Origin of the sequence: Methanosarcina sp. UBA289, assembly GCA_002496565.1 — an archaeon.
Taxonomy (GTDB): domain Archaea; phylum Halobacteriota; class Methanosarcinia; order Methanosarcinales; family Methanosarcinaceae; genus Methanosarcina.
This window is the reverse complement of record DAKJ01000016.1, coordinates 85397-103468: the sequence shown is the minus strand read 5'-3', so window position 1 is coordinate 103468 and position 18072 is coordinate 85397. Positions and strand designations below refer to the sequence as shown.

At 36.6% G+C, this 18072-nt stretch carries 16 protein-coding genes; 9 read left to right on the top strand and 7 right to left on the bottom strand.

Annotated features, from left to right (window positions below; genetic code table 11):
- Positions 1–683: 683 nt before the first annotated feature.
- The 4 genes from tatC (at position 684) to BP549_RS06005 (ending at position 3216) form a co-directional block, all read left to right on the top strand.
- Positions 684–1466, top strand: coding sequence for a twin-arginine translocase subunit TatC (gene tatC / locus BP549_RS06020; protein WP_292379031.1), 783 nt, complete (start codon positions 684–686; stop codon positions 1464–1466).
- A 130-nt stretch (positions 1467–1596) separates the two neighbouring features.
- Entirely contained in the window at positions 1597–1956 is a 360-nt protein-coding gene (locus tag BP549_RS06015; RefSeq protein WP_292379029.1) for a Sec-independent protein translocase subunit TatA/TatB, read from the top strand.
- A 269-nt stretch (positions 1957–2225) separates the two neighbouring features.
- Positions 2226–2531: a twin-arginine translocase TatA/TatE family subunit gene (locus tag BP549_RS06010; protein ID WP_292379028.1), complete on the top strand. Its 306-nt coding sequence runs from the start codon at positions 2226–2228 to the stop codon at positions 2529–2531.
- Positions 2532–2694: 163 nt separating this feature from the next.
- Positions 2695–3216, top strand: a complete 522-nt coding sequence (locus BP549_RS06005) for a Nudix hydrolase (protein ID WP_292379026.1) — start codon at positions 2695–2697, stop codon at positions 3214–3216.
- A 105-nt stretch (positions 3217–3321) separates the two neighbouring features.
- Here the strand turns inward: BP549_RS06005 and amrS are convergent, their stop codons facing one another.
- The 5 genes from amrS to rsgA form a co-directional block, all read right to left on the bottom strand.
- The gene (gene amrS / locus BP549_RS06000; protein ID WP_292379024.1) at positions 3322–4380 is read right to left on the bottom strand and encodes an AmmeMemoRadiSam system radical SAM enzyme; all 1059 of its coding nucleotides are present in this window, start codon (positions 4378–4380) and stop codon (positions 3322–3324) included.
- 360 nt (positions 4381–4740) lie between these two features.
- Complete coding sequence (locus BP549_RS05995) at positions 4741–6126, bottom strand: class I SAM-dependent methyltransferase (protein WP_292379022.1); 1386 nt, start codon at positions 6124–6126, stop codon at positions 4741–4743.
- 354 nt (positions 6127–6480) lie between these two features.
- On the bottom strand, positions 6481–6666 hold the full coding sequence (locus BP549_RS05990) for a hypothetical protein (RefSeq protein WP_292372699.1): 186 nt from the start codon (positions 6664–6666) through the stop codon (positions 6481–6483).
- Positions 6667–6993: 327 nt separating this feature from the next.
- Entirely contained in the window at positions 6994–8103 is a 1110-nt protein-coding gene (locus BP549_RS05985) for a DUF362 domain-containing protein (protein ID WP_292379020.1), read from the bottom strand.
- Between the two features lie 264 nt (positions 8104–8367).
- Complete coding sequence (gene rsgA / locus BP549_RS05980; RefSeq protein ID WP_292379018.1) at positions 8368–9477, bottom strand: ribosome small subunit-dependent GTPase A; 1110 nt, start codon at positions 9475–9477, stop codon at positions 8368–8370.
- A gap of 181 nt (positions 9478–9658) precedes the next feature.
- Between rsgA and BP549_RS05975 the strand changes: the two genes are divergently transcribed.
- A complete protein-coding gene (locus tag BP549_RS05975) occupies positions 9659–9967 on the top strand; it encodes a hypothetical protein (protein ID WP_292379016.1) in 309 nt (102 codons plus the stop codon).
- 193 nt (positions 9968–10160) lie between these two features.
- Here the strand turns inward: BP549_RS05975 and BP549_RS05970 are convergent, their stop codons facing one another.
- Positions 10161–11879: a retron St85 family RNA-directed DNA polymerase gene (locus BP549_RS05970; RefSeq protein ID WP_292379015.1), complete on the bottom strand. Its 1719-nt coding sequence runs from the start codon at positions 11877–11879 to the stop codon at positions 10161–10163.
- A gap of 687 nt (positions 11880–12566) precedes the next feature.
- Here BP549_RS05970 and BP549_RS05965 point away from each other — a divergent pair.
- The 4 genes from BP549_RS05965 (at position 12567) to BP549_RS05950 (ending at position 16513) form a co-directional block, all read left to right on the top strand.
- On the top strand, positions 12567–13016 hold the full coding sequence (locus BP549_RS05965; protein ID WP_292379014.1) for a YqaJ viral recombinase family protein: 450 nt from the start codon (positions 12567–12569) through the stop codon (positions 13014–13016).
- A gap of 944 nt (positions 13017–13960) precedes the next feature.
- Positions 13961–14128, top strand: a complete 168-nt coding sequence (locus tag BP549_RS05960) for a hypothetical protein (RefSeq protein WP_292379012.1) — start codon at positions 13961–13963, stop codon at positions 14126–14128.
- A gap of 125 nt (positions 14129–14253) precedes the next feature.
- Positions 14254–15267 carry a hypothetical protein gene (locus BP549_RS05955; RefSeq protein WP_292379010.1) on the top strand — a complete coding sequence of 338 codons (1014 nt, stop codon included), beginning with the start codon at positions 14254–14256 and terminating at the stop codon, positions 15265–15267.
- Positions 15268–16183: 916 nt separating this feature from the next.
- Positions 16184–16513, top strand: coding sequence for a hypothetical protein (locus BP549_RS05950; protein ID WP_292379007.1), 330 nt, complete (start codon positions 16184–16186; stop codon positions 16511–16513).
- Between the two features lie 236 nt (positions 16514–16749).
- On the opposite strand, the gene BP549_RS05945 is transcribed toward BP549_RS05950, so the two are convergent.
- A complete protein-coding gene (locus BP549_RS05945; RefSeq protein WP_292379006.1) occupies positions 16750–17064 on the bottom strand; it encodes a CatA-like O-acetyltransferase in 315 nt (104 codons plus the stop codon).
- Positions 17065–18072: the final 1008 nt, after the last annotated feature.

Below are 18072 nucleotides of genomic sequence, written 5' to 3'. Positions count from 1 at the left end.
TGTTTTTTCGCTTTGGGTTTATCCAGTTTTTTTCATGGAATCCTTCAAAGATTTCCTGAAACTTCCAGCCATTCAGGAGAAATTCAGTTGAAGGAAGTCATTAAGTTCAAGTACGGAATCAATGGTGTTCAAGTATCGGGAAATAGAAATTACTTTAATAGATTAATAACAGTGGTTACCTTAATAGATTATATTATTTATAACGAGTATATTATATTAATTATCTGAATCTGATTATACAATTCATCAGATTACATTAATTATCTTAATCAAGCTATCAATTGTCTTAATTAAGTTCTCAGTTATCTCAACCAGATTATATTAATTATCTTAATTTAGTTATTAATTATCTTAATTTAGTTCTCTGGTATCATAATTATATTACACAAATTATCGTATTCAACATATATTAATTCCGATAACTATATTAATCAAATTATCTTAATCAGGTTATATTAATTATTTTTAATTGGTTATATATACTGATTCAGTGTCATAAATATTAATTTCTGAAGCTATCAGCACGTAAATATATAGTAGAAAGATATTGTGAAAAGGATTGTAAAATGGATTATGAAGATATCTTACACTTGAAAATCGGAACATCTCAGAAAGGTTTTAGATTCACACTTAACATACTTTAATATTAATATATTTATTCAGTACATGTAAGAGCGGAAAAAATGAACTCACAGCACACAGGCAACGGAACAGCAACTTCTGCCGGAAAAGCTTCGGGGGTGAACTCATATACTTCCGGTGTTCCGGGAGATGTCGAAGAACCAATTGTGGCCCACCTTATCGAGCTAAGGAATCGACTGGCAATTGTTTTAATTTGGCTCTTTCTGGGAATAATTATCTCTTTCCCATTTTCGGCGAAAGGAATGTTACTTGTCTGGAAGGAATTTATAAGTACTGACATTTATATGACAGCATACTCACCCCTAGAATGGACCTTTGCTCGCCTCAAGCTCTGTCTGGTCTTTGCCCTTGCGATCTCGATTCCGCAGCTCTTTTACCAGCTTTACAGGTTTGCAGGCAAAGGGCTTTATCCGCATGAGAAGCGCTTTTTCCTCAAAGTCATCCCGGCGTCTTTCTTGCTTTTCATTTTCGGGACCGCTATAGGTTATTTTGTTGTCTTGCCTGTGATGTTCAAGTACATTCTCCTTTACTCAGGCGATATGGCTACAGCGCAGCTTTCAGTTCAGAATACCCTTTCAGCCGTAACCACGATCCTGGCAGGTTTCGGGCTTGTATTCCAGCTTCCACTGCTTGTGGTTTTTGCCGTGAAAATGGGGCTTGTTGAATATCAGACACTCAAAAAGCAGAGAATACTGGTCTACAGTGGTATTATGGCAATTTCGCTATTTCTTTCCCCTGACCCGACTTTCATTGCACAAATTGTTGTAGCGCTTTTACTGGGAGTCCTATTTGAGTTCAGCCTGCTGTTAGTTCGGCTATTTTGAGGACTAGTTGCAGATCTAATTAAATCGTTTCTTGTTTAAATACAGGGAATTCTAATAAGTTTCCAGGTTAAGGCCGTTCATTAATCTTTTTACAAGAACTTTTATATTAGATTGTTGATAATAACCAAATATGATAGGTACACCTGAATTGATAGCAATTATCGTTGCTGCTCTCTTTCTCTTTGGGCCCCAGAAGCTTCCTGAGCTTGCACGGTCTTTAGGAGGTGCAATGGGAGAATTTAAAAAAGCCCAGCGCGCTGCCGAGCTTGAACTCAATCAGTTCGATGCCTACACTAGAAAAACCGGGAATACAGTGACTCCCATAGAGAAAGAGAAAGAGAAAGAACAAAAGGACACTCCAGGCAGCAGTAAAGAAATAAAAACCGACACAGAACTGAAAACCGACACAGTGAAAACCGGTACAGACCTAGAAGATAAACAGGGAGCCGAAAAATCTCTTTCTGAACCGGAAGATCACCGGAAAAGCTGAAATCCTGGGATCAAGCTGAGATAAAAGGAGACAGATCTGCGTAGAAGACTCAAAAGGAAGAAATATAATTAGAAAAAGAGACAAAGTTAGAAGAGTTAAATATATAATGTTAGAAGAGTTAAATATATAATATATTAAAAATAATAAATGAAAATAGAAACTTTATATAATATAAAAAATCTTAGCTTTATAGATATTTACAATATTCAGATCATTATTATCTGTTAAATTATATTTATTTAAGAAAACGAAAAGCTTGAGGTCAAGCGATGATAGGCACAAATGAACTCATAATGATTTTTGCAGTAGTTGTGCTCCTTTTTGGCGCAGCTAAACTTCCTGAATTAGCCAGATCCATGGGAAGTTCAGTGGGAGAATTCAAAAAAGCTCAGAAGGAATCCGAACAAAACCTTAGGGAATTTGAGAAATCCTTAAAAGAGCCTGCAACTCCAAAGACTAAGTTACAGGAAACCGCCCAGAATCTTGGGATTGACATAAGAGGCAAGACCGACGACCAGCTTCTGGATGAGATCCAGAAATCCACAGAAAGGCCAAAAGAAGTTTCTGAACCCTGAGAATACCTGAAAAGTGAGTTTCTCTTTTCTTTCACGGCATTTAATTCAGGTTTAGCCTCTTATTGAAGCCTGTCATTTTTCATTTTTATTCTAATCTAAATTCTTTCTTTTTATACTCAACCGAACCGATTAGTGGGACAATCCAACAAACAGGAGTGTTTTCGTGGGAGAGCTGATAAGTGAAGTTGATAAAAACGATAACTTTCTTGGGCTGCGCGAGCGAGAAGAGTTTTATTCGGGAAAGCACATTCACAGGGCTGCTCACCTTATTCTGCTCAACCCTGAAAATAAGATGCTTATTCAGAAAAGGTCGCCTAAAAAACGGTGGTATCCGGGCCGTTATACCTATTCGGTAAGCGGTACTGTAGCAGACGAATCTTATGAAGCCTGCATGGAACGGGAAATGCTTGAAGAAATAGGAATCTCGGTTCCATTCCGGAAATTATTTAAAATCCCATGCATATTCGAAAACAAAGGAGCCTTCCACACGGTATTTTCAGGTTTGTGTTCGGAAAAAACTGTGAACTTAATCCGTCCTGACCCGGAAGAAGCCATGTCTGTGGAATGGGTTGAACTTGAAGAACTGCATGGAACCATCAAAGCTGAACCCGAGAAATATACTCCTTCCCTGCGAGAAGGAATTCAAAAAATATTTCAGGAAGGGTACGGGAAATATTTTTTCTGAAATATAATGACAGACCTCCTTGTAGAGACTATCTTTTTAGTCATTCGGAGGCTTGCCCTAAAATTTCTCTCTTCTTTCTATTTTAGTTTTTATATGCATTTAATATTAGTATTCGTGCGGTATCTGTTTTGTGCCGACATATTCACCTACGATGGGAATATGTTCCCCACATTTAGGACAGGTTTTCTCTGGGGTAATATCGTAATTTTCAATTTCGAAAAAGCCTCTTTTGATCAGCATTTTTCCGCAGTTCGGGCAAAAAGTATTATTGTGCTCACTGCCAGGGACGTTGCCCATGTAAACATATTTCATCCCTTCTTCGGTTGCGATTTTACAGGCTTCCTGCATGGTTTTCACAGGTGTTGGGGAGAGGTTCTGCATTTTATATTGGGGATGGAAACGGGTAAAATGCAGGGGAGTCTCAGGCCCCAGATTTTTATATGCCCATTTTGAAAGTTCCCTGAGCTCATCAAGAGAATCATTTACTCCGGGGATAATAAGATTTGTAATCTCTACATGGATCCCGAGCTGTTTTGCAAGAGCAGAAGCCTCGAGCACAGGAGCCAGTTTTGCGCTGGCGACATCATGATAGAATTTTTCAGTGAAAGCCTTGATATCAATGTTTGCGGCATCCAGATAGGGTGCTATGTGCCTCAGGGCATCAGGAGTCATATACCCGTTCGTCACATAGACTGTTGCAAGCCCTGAGGCTTTTGCCAGTTTTGCACAATCGTACGTGTATTCGTGCCAGATAGTGGGCTCATTATAAGTCCATGCAATTGAGCTTGAACGTGAGAGGAGGGCCCTTTGAATAAGCTCTTCAGGCGGAATATCCGTTGTGTAAGCGTCCTCCAGGCAAGCTTGGGAAATCGACCAGTTCTGGCAGTGTTTGCAGCGGAAATTGCATCCTATTGACCCGACTGAATAAGCGTAAGATCCCGGATAAAAGTGATAAAGCGGTTTTTTTTCGATAGGGTCAACTGCTTCGCTTGAAACCGTCCCGTAAATAAGAGTGTATAACTCTCCGTCCCTGTTTTCTCTGACCCCGCAAAAGCCCCTTTTTCCTGGGGAAATTTTGCAACTCTGGGCGCAGAGTTCGCAATGTACTTTATTGTCTCCGATTTTCTCGTAGAACATGGCTTCTTTTATCACAGCAATCCCCATTTAGAAATTGTTTTACAGCATAATAACATTGCTGTTTCAGATTTTTCCAGCTCCGCAGGAAGAAATTAAAGTTGTGCTGGCACACTCCGCTGCAAGCAGCGTGTATGTTCGCACTCCCGCTCTAAATTTCGTTAGAGAAAACAATAACTCTAAACAATTCATAGCTAAAAACCAGAATTTCTTCACCAATGTTAAGTGAAAGGTTAACCACGGAAAGCAAGGAAAATATAGAATAAAGTAAATAGGGAGTCAATTCTTTTGCGCTTTCCGTGTCTTCGTTATAAAGTAAATGCAAATCTTACATTAGGGACTATAATTTTTTCCTGCAAAGTTCAAATTGCTTTCCACGCAAACACAATTTCAGATTGCTTTCCGCGCAAATACAATTCTTGATCCGTCCTTCATATCAAGTTGATGGAAGACTTCAAGCCCGTAATTGCCAATCATTCCTATATATTCGGTGAAAGGAATACTGTTTTCGAAACTGTAACCTGATCCTCCTTTTTTCACCCCTTCAAAAGTCCAGAGGTTCCAGTCAAGGCTGAGAAGCGAGCTGGATTCCATTTTCTCGTCAGGCATCTGCCTGGTTACGAAAATTCCTCCCGGATTTAAGGCTTCGGCAAGCTTGGGGATAAGGGAAGGAACTTTCCCTCCGGGGTTAAAGGAAGAAAAGATAAGATCATACTCATCCCCAATTTCTTCCTTAAAAAAGTCTCCTGGAATTATGCCCACATTTGACGCTCCGTACTCTTCAATAAACTCTTTTGTTTTTTCCGTGACAGGAGGCAGGTCAAACACAAAGGCTCGAAGTTTTTCATTCAGTTTTGCAAAAGCAATAGCATAAAGTCCATGCCCTCCTCCAAGGTCAAGCAGCTTTTTGACCTTCTCGAATTCAACATGCTCCGTAACGATTTTTACGGTTTCCTGAAGCATTCCACAGCGTGCGTTTTCAGCCATTGAATGGACAACCTCTTGGAAATAAGTTCCTTTCTCGAAAATCTCAGGTCCAGTTTTCATTATTTGAGGGAGACGATTCCAGAGTTCGACATTCTTTAACCTTCCGGCAAGGTAGTGCTGCTGCGAAAACGGAGAGCTTTCCAGAAGATAAGCAGCACTTAGCTCCGAAACAAGGTATACGGCAGTACCGTTTCTTGCTCCGCCGCTCTGGATTTGGGATTCAGATTTTTCTTCAGATTTTTCTTCAGATTCGTCTTCCGATTTATATCCACATCTGCCTTCGGAATCGAGGTCTCTTTTCTCAGCTTTTTCCTTACTCAGTACATTCCCCTCTTCCTCAAATGCCCCTTCTTCAAACCGATCGAGCAGGCCAAGATTATAAAGAGCTTCACAGAAGTGAGGCATGAGCAGAGGATCACAGCCAAGCTTTTCAGCCAGGTCTCTTGAGGATAACGGAGTTTTGAGCGCTTCAAATATTCCGAGCTCAAGAGCCGAAATAATCAGCCTGTACTCTTTTAAACCCTGAATAGAAGAATCGATAAGCTTGAAAAAGCGGTCGGAATCTATATCAGGCTTTTGCATCAATTCAGCGACTTTTTCAGTTCCATTTCCATATTTTACTTTTATTCCGGCACTCAGTTGGCTTTCTACCCCATATGTCTCTTTATTTTGCTTGTTGAATTCCAAATTTCTCTCTTTATTTTGTTTGTTGAGTTCCAGATTTCTCTCTTTATTTTGTGTACAATCTTCCTTGTCGGGTTCTACTTTATTTCCAATTTGATTTTCCATTCCCTGGCTCCTGATTCTTACTTTTCCACATGTCACTCTGAATTTTATCCATCTAGATATTAATTATCCATCTGGATATTAATTTTTTAAGATATAGTAATATTTAATATGATTAAAACTTTGTCTTATAACAAAATAAGTAAGCATTGTTAATAAAAGGTGTTACCTATGGAAAATCTATACTGCTCAAGGAAAAAGAAGCATTATTCACAGGAAAAGATCATAAATTTTTAACTCAGGTTAAGATAAAAATTAAAAAATTAAGAAAACCTAAACAACTTATAGGCCCAACACTTAAAATGGCAGTTTACACAGAAAAAAATAGGATAAAAACGATAAATTTAAAAAAGAACATTATAGAGATGCATCAACGTAATCGACCGACCTTTTAAAAACAGCTGCTATCATACCGTTTTCGTCGATATCATCCGCAAATTTGATGAGCTCCCAGCCTTCAGTCCCGAGGCTGTTAAGATCTTCTTTTGCCTTTGACCACTCACTGAACCTTATCTCTTTAACATCATATTCCCAGATGGTCACTCTAATTCATCTCCAGTAAAGTTGGGTAAGATTAATTCATATACTAAGTGGTGGCATCTGCTATATTTATCTTTTTAAAAAATAGATTTGCGATTATATCAACTAAAATTGAGTTGTAAATCGATTAAAAATTGACCTGAAAATTGACTTATTTAATCTTTATAACTGAGCCTATACTCAGGGCTTTCAACTTAACGGAATAAGTAAAAAGAAAAAATTATTGAGAATTGATTTTTCAAAGAATTAATTCTTTAAATGAGTCGAATTTCAACCGGTCTTTAAAAACTCAGACTTCAATCTGTGTTTATATTAACTCAAATCATTAGCTCAAATCTCAACCAATTTATACTCACGACGCCCCATCCCTATTTCTTCTCCGTACTTGAGCTGGTGAGTTCCATCAATCATTGGCCATGTCCCTTTGAACTTATCGGCTCCAGCTTCGTGATTGCATTCCAGAGAGGAGTTAACAAGCCCTTTCTGCCTATTTACGAGGTCATAGCTTGCCTGATCAAGGGCAACAGGGTCTTTTGAAGCTAGAATCCCTATATCCGGCACGATAGGAGCATCACTCCAGGGCACACAATCACAGTCAGGTGTAACTTTAAGCAGGAAATTTATATAACCTACTTTCTCTTCCTTTCCTTTTACTGCCCCGTAAGCATACTCTGTAAGACTCTCCAGAAACTCCGGAATATCGTGTTCCCAATCTATAGTTATAGCTCCTGCAGGACAAACTTCCATGCACTGCCCACAGCTTATACAGATAGTGGGTTCAATCATTGAAACCTCTCCCAGAAGAGACGAAGCTCCCACAGGACAGATTTTAACACACTTCTGGCAGCCTATGCACTTATCCTGAATAACATGCGGACTTGTTCTGAAGTGCTGATCCTTCTTGCCGGCTGCTGGGGCACAGCCCATAGCGAGGTTCTTGATAGCCCCTCCAAAACCGGCTACTATATGCCCCTTGAAATGGGACATCACAATCATAGAATCGGCAGCAGCAATATCCGACCCTATTTTTACGGATTTGAAATGCTTCTTCCCGATCTCTACATCTGCAGCACTCTGGCTCTTCAAACCGTCCGATATGATAAGCGGGGCCCTGACAACAGAATAATCAAAACCGTGTTCAATCGCTGTAGTCAGGTGGTCAACTGCATTATGCCGGCTGCCTGAGTAAAGCGTATTTGTGTCCGTAATAAACGGTTTTGCTCCGGCTGCCCGGATCTTTTCCACAACCTGCCGCACAAAGACCGGATTTATATATCCGTCGTTTCCATACTCTCCGAAATGGATCTTAATTGCAGTCAGATCACCTTCTCCAAGAAGTTCAGCAAAACCTGCTTCGTCAAAAAGTCTCTGAATCTTGCTGATAGTGTTCTCCTGAGGATTTTTCGCCCTTAGGTCTGCAAAATAAACATTACTTGCCATATAAGTGCCTCCTAAATCTGGATTCGTGCTTTTCACGAAACCTATGCAGTTAAAAAAGTGTTGTTTATTTTTAGGCATTGCGCTATTTAGAGAGAACAAAAAATGATGATTCAGTCGATTAGCTTCAGTCGATTAAATCACACAGCATGCCGAGGCAGTAAAATAAAAACTATAAACACAATAAACACAATACAATGCTAATCGACTGACAAATTAAGAGATTAATAAACTCCTGATGGATCCTGCCTAGAAATACGCTTCATCTTACAGCTTCCCCGTAGATTTCTTGTATTTTTTAATATCCAACGCTATTTTCCTGCATTTTTCTTTTTCAAGCCGCTTTAGCCCGATCTCCACTTTCTTTGACTGAAATACGAGTTCTTCAGTTAATCTGTGGTAGCTGGCAAGCAGTTCCTCAGGAATAATCCCGTCTTCAACCGCCTTCAGTACAGCACAGCCCGGCTCGTCCCGGTGAGTACAGTCTTTAAACTTGCAATTGCGGGCTGCATCAACGATCTCGGAAAAAGCTTTCTCAAGCCCGTCTGCAGAATCCCCAAGCTGGATTTCCCTGACCCCGGGATTGTCTATAAGAACCGCTCCATTCGGAAGCAGGAAGAGCTGGCGGACTGTGGTTGTATGCCTTCCTTTTTCATCGTCTTTCCGGATATCTCCGGTTTTCTGGACGGTTTCGCCAAGAAAAGCATTGATAAGCGTGGATTTTCCGACACCGGACGAACCTATTAATGCAACTGTTTCCCCCGGGTTGAGGTAAGGGCTAAGTTCATCAAGCCCGGCTTTTGAAAGGGCGCTTAACGGAATAACCGGCACGTCACCTGCAATAGACCGGACTTTTTCTACCAGTCGGGTTGGGTTATCTTCAAGGTCTATTTTGTTAAGTAAAATCACAGGGTTTGCACCTGAAGAATACACAATGGCAAGATACCTCTCAAGCCTTCGAAGGTTGAGATCCTTACCAACTGAAGTCACGATAAAAATGGTATCAAGGTTTGCAGCAATTACCTGCTCCCCGCCCCCATCTCCTGCTGACCCTCTTGAAAGGCAGGTCCTCCTGGGCAGAATATTCACAACCATGCGTGAGCCCAGTTCAGGCTGGTCAAGCAAAACGACAAAATCTCCTACAACCGGCTGCTTCCCAATTTTCAGAAGCGCACCTGAGATTCCAGCCTGTACGACAGCTCCAGAGACAAGGACCTCGCAGACCGTTTTATGCCTTGATGCAACTCTTCCGGGAATGTAAGGGCCTTTGTAGGCAGAAAAAGCCAGTTCAAGTTCTTTATTCCATCCTGGAATTTTATCGGCGTCAACATGGACTGAATTATAACCTGAACTTTCTGTTTCGCTATGATTGTTCATAAGATGAAAGTATCTGGTTAAATGGATAAATATTTTGATATTTTGTCCTGTAATAATTCAATTGTGCCTGAAAATTCCTTCTTATTCCGGCTGAAAAAGTTCCCTGTTGGAGAACTGACTTCATTTTAAACTCTTTTCTCTTTTCACACTCTTTTTATAGTAAAGTGGCAAATTCAAAATAATGATCGATTCTGCATCTCTACGAATAATTGTAATTTTTATTGTCATTGTTATAGCCGTTTTACTTATATTCTCACGTCTAGGGAAAAGGCTCGATAAGGCTAATAAATGCATTAAAAGCTGTGCTAAAGAGGAAGAAAATGAGAGCAAAAATGAAAAAGAAGACGCAATGGCGATTGGACTTTCCCTTGGCATGTCATTCGGTTTGATACTTGGCCTTATGATGGACAATCTAACCCTGGGGATTGCTCTCGGACCTGCTCTTGGAATGGCTTTTGGAGCTTTATATGGGAAAAAAGAGAAGAAATAGTACGTGAAAAATAAATAATAACATACTTTCATGCCAAGTAAATAAGATAAATATTGAAAACTTCTTAAAAGACCTCTTGCTTATTCCAATTTATTCTGATAACTTCAACAAAACAGCAGATTTCACTTTCATTTAGTTATTTTCTGTATAAACTGGGGAAGCCAGTTAATATTCTTAAAAAAACTAAAAATTATTAGTTATTAGAAGCAGAAGGTTTTTTAGATGCATCAATTAAAATTGATTCTATCTTAAATTTTTCTTTGTTATTGATTTCTTTTATCGCTTCTTCTATCATATTAAGCATCTGTGATTTATTTTGACTAATTGGCTTGCTAAAGTACTTCCCTTTATCATCTTTGAACCACATAACCAAAAATATTCCCGACTTAGAAGGGCTTGCTTTCAAGTATAAAGGCAATTGTTTAGTTAGACCATGTTCCAATTCTTCATTATGAGCTAATTTAAACTCAGCACAAACATTTAATGGAATATTTCCTTTTAGCGTAACTAGGAATTTAAAGTCAAGCTTTCCAACTCCTTCGTCTGTTTCCCTTAAAACTTGTACGCCTAAAGGAAGCAAATTTCGGTTAAAAAAAACATGTAATGTAGGTTGAATTTTTGTTTCTTTTTTAGGGCTTGCTGGTATCTTATGCTTTTCACCATTTATCTCAATTACACGAGCATCATCCCAAAATGGTTCAATCCACCTTCGATCTTCTATATAGTGCTTCAATTCTGCAATAGTAGAAGAAATAGCCTTTAAAAAATCGCTCTCAGATTCAATAATTTGAGTCGCATCAACAGGTTTATGATAACTTTTTTTCTCAAGTGATCTCATGAAAAGTTCACTTTCTCTTGAATCGATTGTCTGTTCATCGTAACTTGCCCAGTTAGCACATTTAAGCTTCTCTATAAGAGGATTAGCAAAGTCAGGTTCCACCATTCTAGCAAATGCTAGTTCACCAAAAATTTTCTCCTTAAAAAAAGGATCTTTTTCTCGATTCTCTATTTCATATCCATTTTTTAAGATATTATGTACAATTGCTCTTAGAGTCTTTTTCCGACTCCTACCAATACTTACTTTATCATTAACAACCAACCCGGTTACTTTTTGCCTAGAGCCTCTTGAATGTAATCTAGTTTTTTCCTCGTTGACAGTAAACCCATTCCCTTCGATAATTTCTATTATTTTTTGTTTGTGCATTGGAAGATTATGAGACCCCGAAATCGTAATATCATCTGCATATCTTGAATATTTAAAATTTCTTCTCCGACAATACTTGTCGATTATAGTATCAAGACTTGTAATAGCTAAGTTAGCTAACATTGGACTAGTTGGTGCTCCTTGAGGTAACTTACCTTTGTATGTACATAAAGCCGCGAGAAAATGAGCAACTTTTTGAGTATATCCAACAGATTTAAAAATTCTAAAAACCGAATTGAAATCTATACTTGGAAAAAAATCCTTTATATCAATTCCTAAAACTAAATTTTGACTTACATGAATTGAAGCATTTGTCAAAATTGATCTTTTTGGAACAAAGCCATGAACATAATCTCCAACGCTAATTTTGTATAAAATGTGATCCAATATCCATCTTTGAACGTGCTTCATGCTTTTTGATGGAGCGTTTATTTCCCTAAAGCCTCCAACTTTTTTAGGTAAGTTAAACGTAACGTAAGCTTTCTCTTTTTTTAACAGAAGATAATTGACTTGTTTTGATGAAGAGTTCGATAAGAGACAAAAATGATTGGCATCATATATATAAGGTAATTTCTGAGACTTCAATTTTTTGAAAGATTTAAAATTGTCATTATATTCTATCTCTCTTAGTGGGGAAATAATTCCTTCTTCAAAATAATTATCGAATAAAACTTTCATTCTTTCATTTTTTGTTAATCTATTTGCCAATTATCCCACCAATATATTTAGGATTCAATAAACCTCATGTAGTTGCCCTCACTAAAGCGCTGGGCGCTTTAATGAAACGAGATTCTAGCGAAGCGGATCTCGTTCCTAGTTTTGATGACGAGGTTCACCTTTGCCATAGTATGTCATTTGCATGATGTAACACCACACATATCTCCCCGGCGAGAGAGAATTCCAAAGCTGAGAGCAACTTAATTACAAAAGATCAATTCATTATATATAGTATATGATATGAAACAATTCTTTAAAATATATGGAAATAAATTTGTTTAATTAATCCAATAAGAGTATATAAAGTGATGTATGAGGATAAGTAAAATTAACTTTTTTCCTTCGTTTTATTCTGCATTCTGCCCGCTCACCTATCTGGCTTGTGCGAAAGGGGGAAAAGTGACAATTCTCAATGTTACTTTCCTTGAGTCCATTGCTTGGCTTTCCTTTGTGGTTTTTCAAAAATGATTTTATTTTCAAATCTAGATTAACTTTTTATATTTTTTTAGCTAATGTATCTATGGCCCTATGCTAGAATTTTAGGAGCTATCGATGGTGACACGTAAACAAAATTACAGATACTATAACCAGAGATCTTACAGATCTTATAAAAAAGGAATCTCGAATAGAGATAAGCTTGTAATCGTACTTATATGCTTATACTTTATTTTAAAGATTTTGAAAGAAATTATGCAGATAATTGTTACATATTATTATGTATTCATAGCACTTGCTTTGATATCTTTAATCATTTGTTATATAAGGTATAATCATAGATTTACGAATATTGGATCTACTGATTCAGAGAAAAATGCCGAAAATTGTTATCATTCAGAAGAGCAGCTATCACCAGATGCTTATCAAAATGAGCTTGATGTCGAATCTGAGAATGTAGAAAAAGGAAATAAATTTGAAAGATACGTTGTTGATAAATTTGATGACAAACTTTTTTCTATAGTAGAGTGGACTACGGATATGTGTAGAAAGCACAATCGTTACGTAGAGTCAGATTGCAATCCAGACTTGGTGGTCAGAGATAGAACGACAAATGAAACTTTTTGTGTTGAATGCAAATATCGATCTCGTCTGATAAATGGATTTTTTAATTGGTCGTATCCAGACCAATAGACAGATACTTTTCTTATTCTCGCGATAGGAAAATCCCGTTTTATGTAGTTTTGGGTTTAGGGGGAAATCCAGATTCTCCAATAGAATTATTTTGCGTACCCCTCGAAGAAGCTAAAAATTCACAAATTCACATAGATATACTTAGGAAATATTATCACGATCTAAAGAGGGATTTCATTTGGATAGATGGGGTTTTAAAGTAAAATACTATCTCAATTATTATTCAAATCTTGAAATTTTACCGAGTCTTCTATTGGATCCACTGATGGTTTTATCGGTTTGTTTGAGAACCAATGGTTTGGGCTGGCGAGTAGTATCTCAATGATGGATATAAGGGTTTAGCAGCCCGAAGCAACCTAAAGCCCTTATGTTCCTGTTTTTCTGTGAAATTTTGCAATTCTGGCCACTTTTTCAATCAGGGCCTATTTATTCCTATCTGAGTGAAATGATTGAGTGAACAAACAATTTTCATAAGCCATGCTGGATAAAACCTGAATTAGCTACTTGTCTTCTCGATAATTATTATTCTGTATATACTTGATTAAATGAATGTTTAATTTTATAGCCCTTTATTATATATAAACTGCATCATAAATAGAAATTACCAGTTATCCTTATATAAAATGACGTTGTAAACAGTAACGGTAGGCAACATATAAATATAATTAAGTCATTAGTTAATTTGCAAAAAACAATAAAAACCCAGAGAAGGTGTTGCCAGTAGTAAAAGATGCAAAAGATGCAAAAGATGCAAAAGATGTAAAATGCCTTCTTTTGGAAAATAAAAGATTATTATGCCTTTAAATATGAGACAAACTTTAAATAGAACACAGCAATATAATCATGTGTAATATGTTAAAAAAACGAGAAAGAACCAGAAAAAGGTATTGCGAGTGGCATTGCGAATACCTTTCTCTGAGCAAACTTCACGAGAAATAAACAATATGAAAATGAAATTCAAGGGATATAAAGGCTTCTCAGAGAGCTTATCTTTTATCACAGTTGAAGGTAAGATCTCCGTTGAAGGAAAGCTACGCATACCCAAAGAACTGGTAACTCCCTTTATTGTTGGAGTTATCGGGCAGATTTTACAGAATTTCTTTTCAAGTTAAACAGCACTTTTGCTGTTTCTTTTTTTAGCTAGTAGCTGCTCATTATTTATGCATAAATCATAAAAAAACAGTGAGACTATTAATTTTAGAAAATATTAGATCACAAAAGTAGATGAAGGATAAAAATGGGTGACTGGAGTAGATTATACATCGGAAAATATCCAGTATTTGCTTGGAAATATGAGCTACCACCGGTAAACGACCCTATTACTAATTTTATTTTTAAGCCTGAGGACAAGGAGATAGAAGAAGAAATAGAAAATGGAGAGAAAATATATTGGTGCAGTTACCAAACAACTGTATCTGAAGTAAAAAGTAGATTTGAAGAGCTTCATTTTACACTAAATGATTTAGATAATGTTATTTCTGAAATAACAGGTATTCCTTTTCCAGAAGTTAAAATATATATTTTTGACTTATGTGCTGATAAATATCGATGGCTTAGTGATATCAACCCAAATTTTTCAAATCCTTTTGATATTAATATTGACTATGAGAGTGGGGAAGGAGACTATGAGAAAGAGGGAATAGATGAGAGAGAAGAAGAGGAAACATTCTCAAATAATGAGGCTTTTGAACTTGGTAATTATGTACTTCTTAGAGAAATCCGGACACTGCTAGATATTTGTAGTGATTCAGACACAGTCTCATTGGAGATGTCTGAGGTCTTGGGGTGTAAAACTTCTCCAGAAGATTTTGACGATATAGAGATTGTTTCTGAAAGTTCAACTGACAAAATTGTAATAGAAAGGAAATATTTAGAGATGGCAAAAGTCCATTTTACAGAGTATCATTTTAACTTAGTATATATTGAACTATTCATATCACTCGAAGCTACATTAAGAGCTTATCTACGGAAAAAATCTCCTACAATCCTCAAAGATTCTAATAAAATATTAGACTTAGATAAAATTTTTAAACCAGTAAGCTTGATGGATTTGATAAAATTTTCATTATTTTATGTTGGAAAAGTAAAAATGGATGAATCAATCAACACAGTTCTTGCTTCTGTCAGTAGGGCATATACTAATCGAAATAATGTAATTCACAACAATGCTAAAAACTTTAATCATAAAGATGTCATTGAAGCTATATATAATGTGGAAGAAATCATCAAAATGATTAAAGAGTTAACTTAATGTAATTCACTTTTTCCACAGTAACGTTTCAGATTTTATAATGGTTCATGTTATCGATTTTCAATCTAACACAGATTTATTGAATTTTTATGCAGGATGTAAAAGCAACTATATGATATATTTAGAGACCAAAAAAACGATATTATTCAATATTCACCAAGTGCCATTACGTGCTTAAATTACTTGATACTGTTTTAAAAACGCTATCATAAAAACTATTGATTTTTGAAAAAAATACTGTGGAATGTAGGATCTGTGAACTGATTCTCAAAAATGGTGATATGTAGCCGAGCTCCAGGATTACTGACAGACTATATACTGCGTGCATTACATATTTACAAATTGCAAGTATAATAAAAGTCTTAAAATTAAAAGACCTTAATAAGAATTCAATTTTCTTTTTTAACATCCAGGGAACTTGCATAACATATGACAAACGTACTGACTCTAACACCAGGAACATTTCTTCAGAGTAGTTTTGATAAAGTCGGCAATGGCCGGAAATACGAAGAAGTAGAGCTCAAAACTAGGGACTGTGAAGTTGACAGTACTTTCTATTTGATCAACGCTTGGACATTGATTATGAATTTTATCTTGGTCGACCAACTGCCAAACACCGTAAAATCATATCAAGTTGGTGTTTATAAATTTTCCTTTTTGGTTTTCGAGAATAGAAAGCATACATTATTTTGCTAACCTTTCTGTCTCAATAAAGTTATACAATAAAATCTGTTTATTCATCATGTTTATTATTTCAAGCAATTTTCTATTTAGAGACTTCATTAGATTTATGATTTCACACAAAAACAGCAAGCTGTGTTAATATACTAAAAGAGATAATTTACTAAATGTTAACTAAGTATTAATGTAACACTTTATAAAAATATAAAATTAACCATAAACAAAAGGAGTCTACATGGTACAAACACAAAAAAAATCAAGAACTAAAAAGGAACCCAATGTAGCAACAAAACAACCTAGCTCCGAACCAGGCTTGTTTGAATTATTTATGGGGTTAGCAGAACTGCTAGATGAACCGTACAGAACTCCTGCTAAAAAAATAGTAAATATATTATTCTTTGCAATAGTTGCTATGTTAGCAATATATCTAATCTCGTCTTTTATGGTAGCATTAACCGATCCACAAACTGGTCAACTAATAAGCAACAATAAATCAATCCTTACTATTGGCGCTGGTGCAATAGGTGCAATAATGGGGCTCACAAAAGGAACATACAAAAAATGAAGAAATTATCATTGTAATAAGGCAATAGACCTGCATATTTGAAAAGAGTCCTGATTGTAAGTATTATTCCGAATGTAAGGTATTTACTTCATCATTGATTTGATTGTTTACTGATGCTTTGTCTGAAATAATTTCGCTTCAAAACTCCTTTTGAGGTTAAAAAAATGTATAGTTCTTATCGTAAAACCTAAGTATTCTGAAGACCTAAAAAAGTAAAAAATTAGTGACTGATTAATCTATACCTCATCCAGATATCTCTGCAGCTTATCCGCAAGTTTGCCAATATGAATACTATCAACAAATGCATGATGAACCTGGACTGCAAACGGCATCATAAACTTGCCTTCCCTTTCCTGATATTTTCCCCAATCAAATATGGGTTGTGCTTTTTCCCTGTTTCCGAAATCCGTGTGTGAAATATGAGTAAATGTTATCCACGGCAAGGCCGAGAATTGATATACATCATTTTCTACAGGTCCTGTAAAATGTTCTTTTTGATTTTCTGCCGTTACGGTTGCCAGTTGTACAAACTTTTCAATCGTATCCTGCATGGTTCATTATCGTTTTCTCTTCCTATCGTTTGAATGATTCTGAAATCAAAATATTTAAAACATGGCAACTTCTGCCTAAAAATTTAGAAAAAAGAAAATAGTTTCTGTATATAATCTCTTTGTTAATGTATCATTCCTCTAAATGCTTTTTTTTGTACAATTACACGTACATGTAAATATAAATTTGTAAATAGTTGAGTTTATTTAGATCAATCATTTAGATAAATTTTTCAAACAACTTCATAAGAAAGTATTAATAATCATTTTTTTAATTCCTTCCTGAGAGGATGAAACACCCCGTAATGAATTAATCGATTTTTTTATTTTCGCCTTTTAAACGGCTCAACCGAGTACTTTCACTTTCCTGCTGACCTGCAGGAATTTTTCTGAAGCCAAAATTCTGGTCGTCCCTGGCTACATGGTTGATATTTTGGGGGTCAGACTTCCCAGCGCGGCTAATGATTTCATTTTTATCTACTGTACGCAGGTGGGTTCAAGCGGAGCGCGGCGCGTGAAAAGAAAGAATATGAGATGCAATTTACGAGCATTCAGGAATAATAAAAGCTAATTAACCAGGGAGCGCATGGAATTAAACCTAAAGGAAAACTGTCTTCACCACCGGCTGGAACCTCAAAACCCTATAATATAATTCGGCGCGGCTTTGAGTCAATTGAGTTCTATGGTCCGGTTTTTGACTTCATGGGAGAGTTGGTTAAATTCAAGTTAATTCCGGAGAGCACGGAAATAAAGTCGTGGTGGAAGTTCTGGCAACAAAGTAAAAGTCTGTTTTTTCTATTCACTATAGGTCCCTAAAAAGATGGTAGAAAAGGCATTTAAGGCTTTTAAATTGGAGAAGAAGAAATTCAGTTATTACCGGGGGTAATTGTCGGGCAGCCTGTTCAGGTTGGGGTGGCCGCACGCAATTTGATTTTAGCATAGATCTTCCACCCCGCAGTCGACGACCTCTGCTCATTGGTCCGAAGGCATCGGAAGGGTGCATTTTGACAT

Excerpts from the sequence above, each read along its gene's own strand:
- amrS (WP_292379024.1), bottom strand. The coding sequence starts at position 4,380 with ATGGGGATTGCTGTGATAAAAGAAGCCATGTTCTACGAGAAAATCGGA.
- BP549_RS06010 (WP_292379028.1), top strand. The coding sequence starts at position 2,226 with ATGATAGGCACAAATGAACTCATAATGATTTTTGCAGTAGTTGTGCTC.
- tatC (WP_292379031.1), top strand. The coding sequence starts at position 684 with ATGAACTCACAGCACACAGGCAACGGAACAGCAACTTCTGCCGGAAAA.
- BP549_RS05950 (WP_292379007.1), top strand. The coding sequence starts at position 16,184 with ATGGTACAAACACAAAAAAAATCAAGAACTAAAAAGGAACCCAATGTA.
- rsgA (WP_292379018.1), bottom strand. The coding sequence starts at position 9,477 with ATGAACAATCATAGCGAAACAGAAAGTTCAGGTTATAATTCAGTCCAT.
- BP549_RS05995 (WP_292379022.1), bottom strand. The coding sequence starts at position 6,126 with ATGGAAAATCAAATTGGAAATAAAGTAGAACCCGACAAGGAAGATTGT.
- BP549_RS05945 (WP_292379006.1), bottom strand. The coding sequence starts at position 17,064 with ATGCAGGATACGATTGAAAAGTTTGTACAACTGGCAACCGTAACGGCA.
- BP549_RS05960 (WP_292379012.1), top strand. The coding sequence starts at position 13,961 with ATGAAAATGAAATTCAAGGGATATAAAGGCTTCTCAGAGAGCTTATCT.
- BP549_RS06015 (WP_292379029.1), top strand. The coding sequence starts at position 1,597 with ATGATAGGTACACCTGAATTGATAGCAATTATCGTTGCTGCTCTCTTT.
- BP549_RS05975 (WP_292379016.1), top strand. The coding sequence starts at position 9,659 with ATGATCGATTCTGCATCTCTACGAATAATTGTAATTTTTATTGTCATT.
- BP549_RS05985 (WP_292379020.1), bottom strand. The coding sequence starts at position 8,103 with ATGGCAAGTAATGTTTATTTTGCAGACCTAAGGGCGAAAAATCCTCAG.
- BP549_RS05955 (WP_292379010.1), top strand. The coding sequence starts at position 14,254 with ATGGGTGACTGGAGTAGATTATACATCGGAAAATATCCAGTATTTGCT.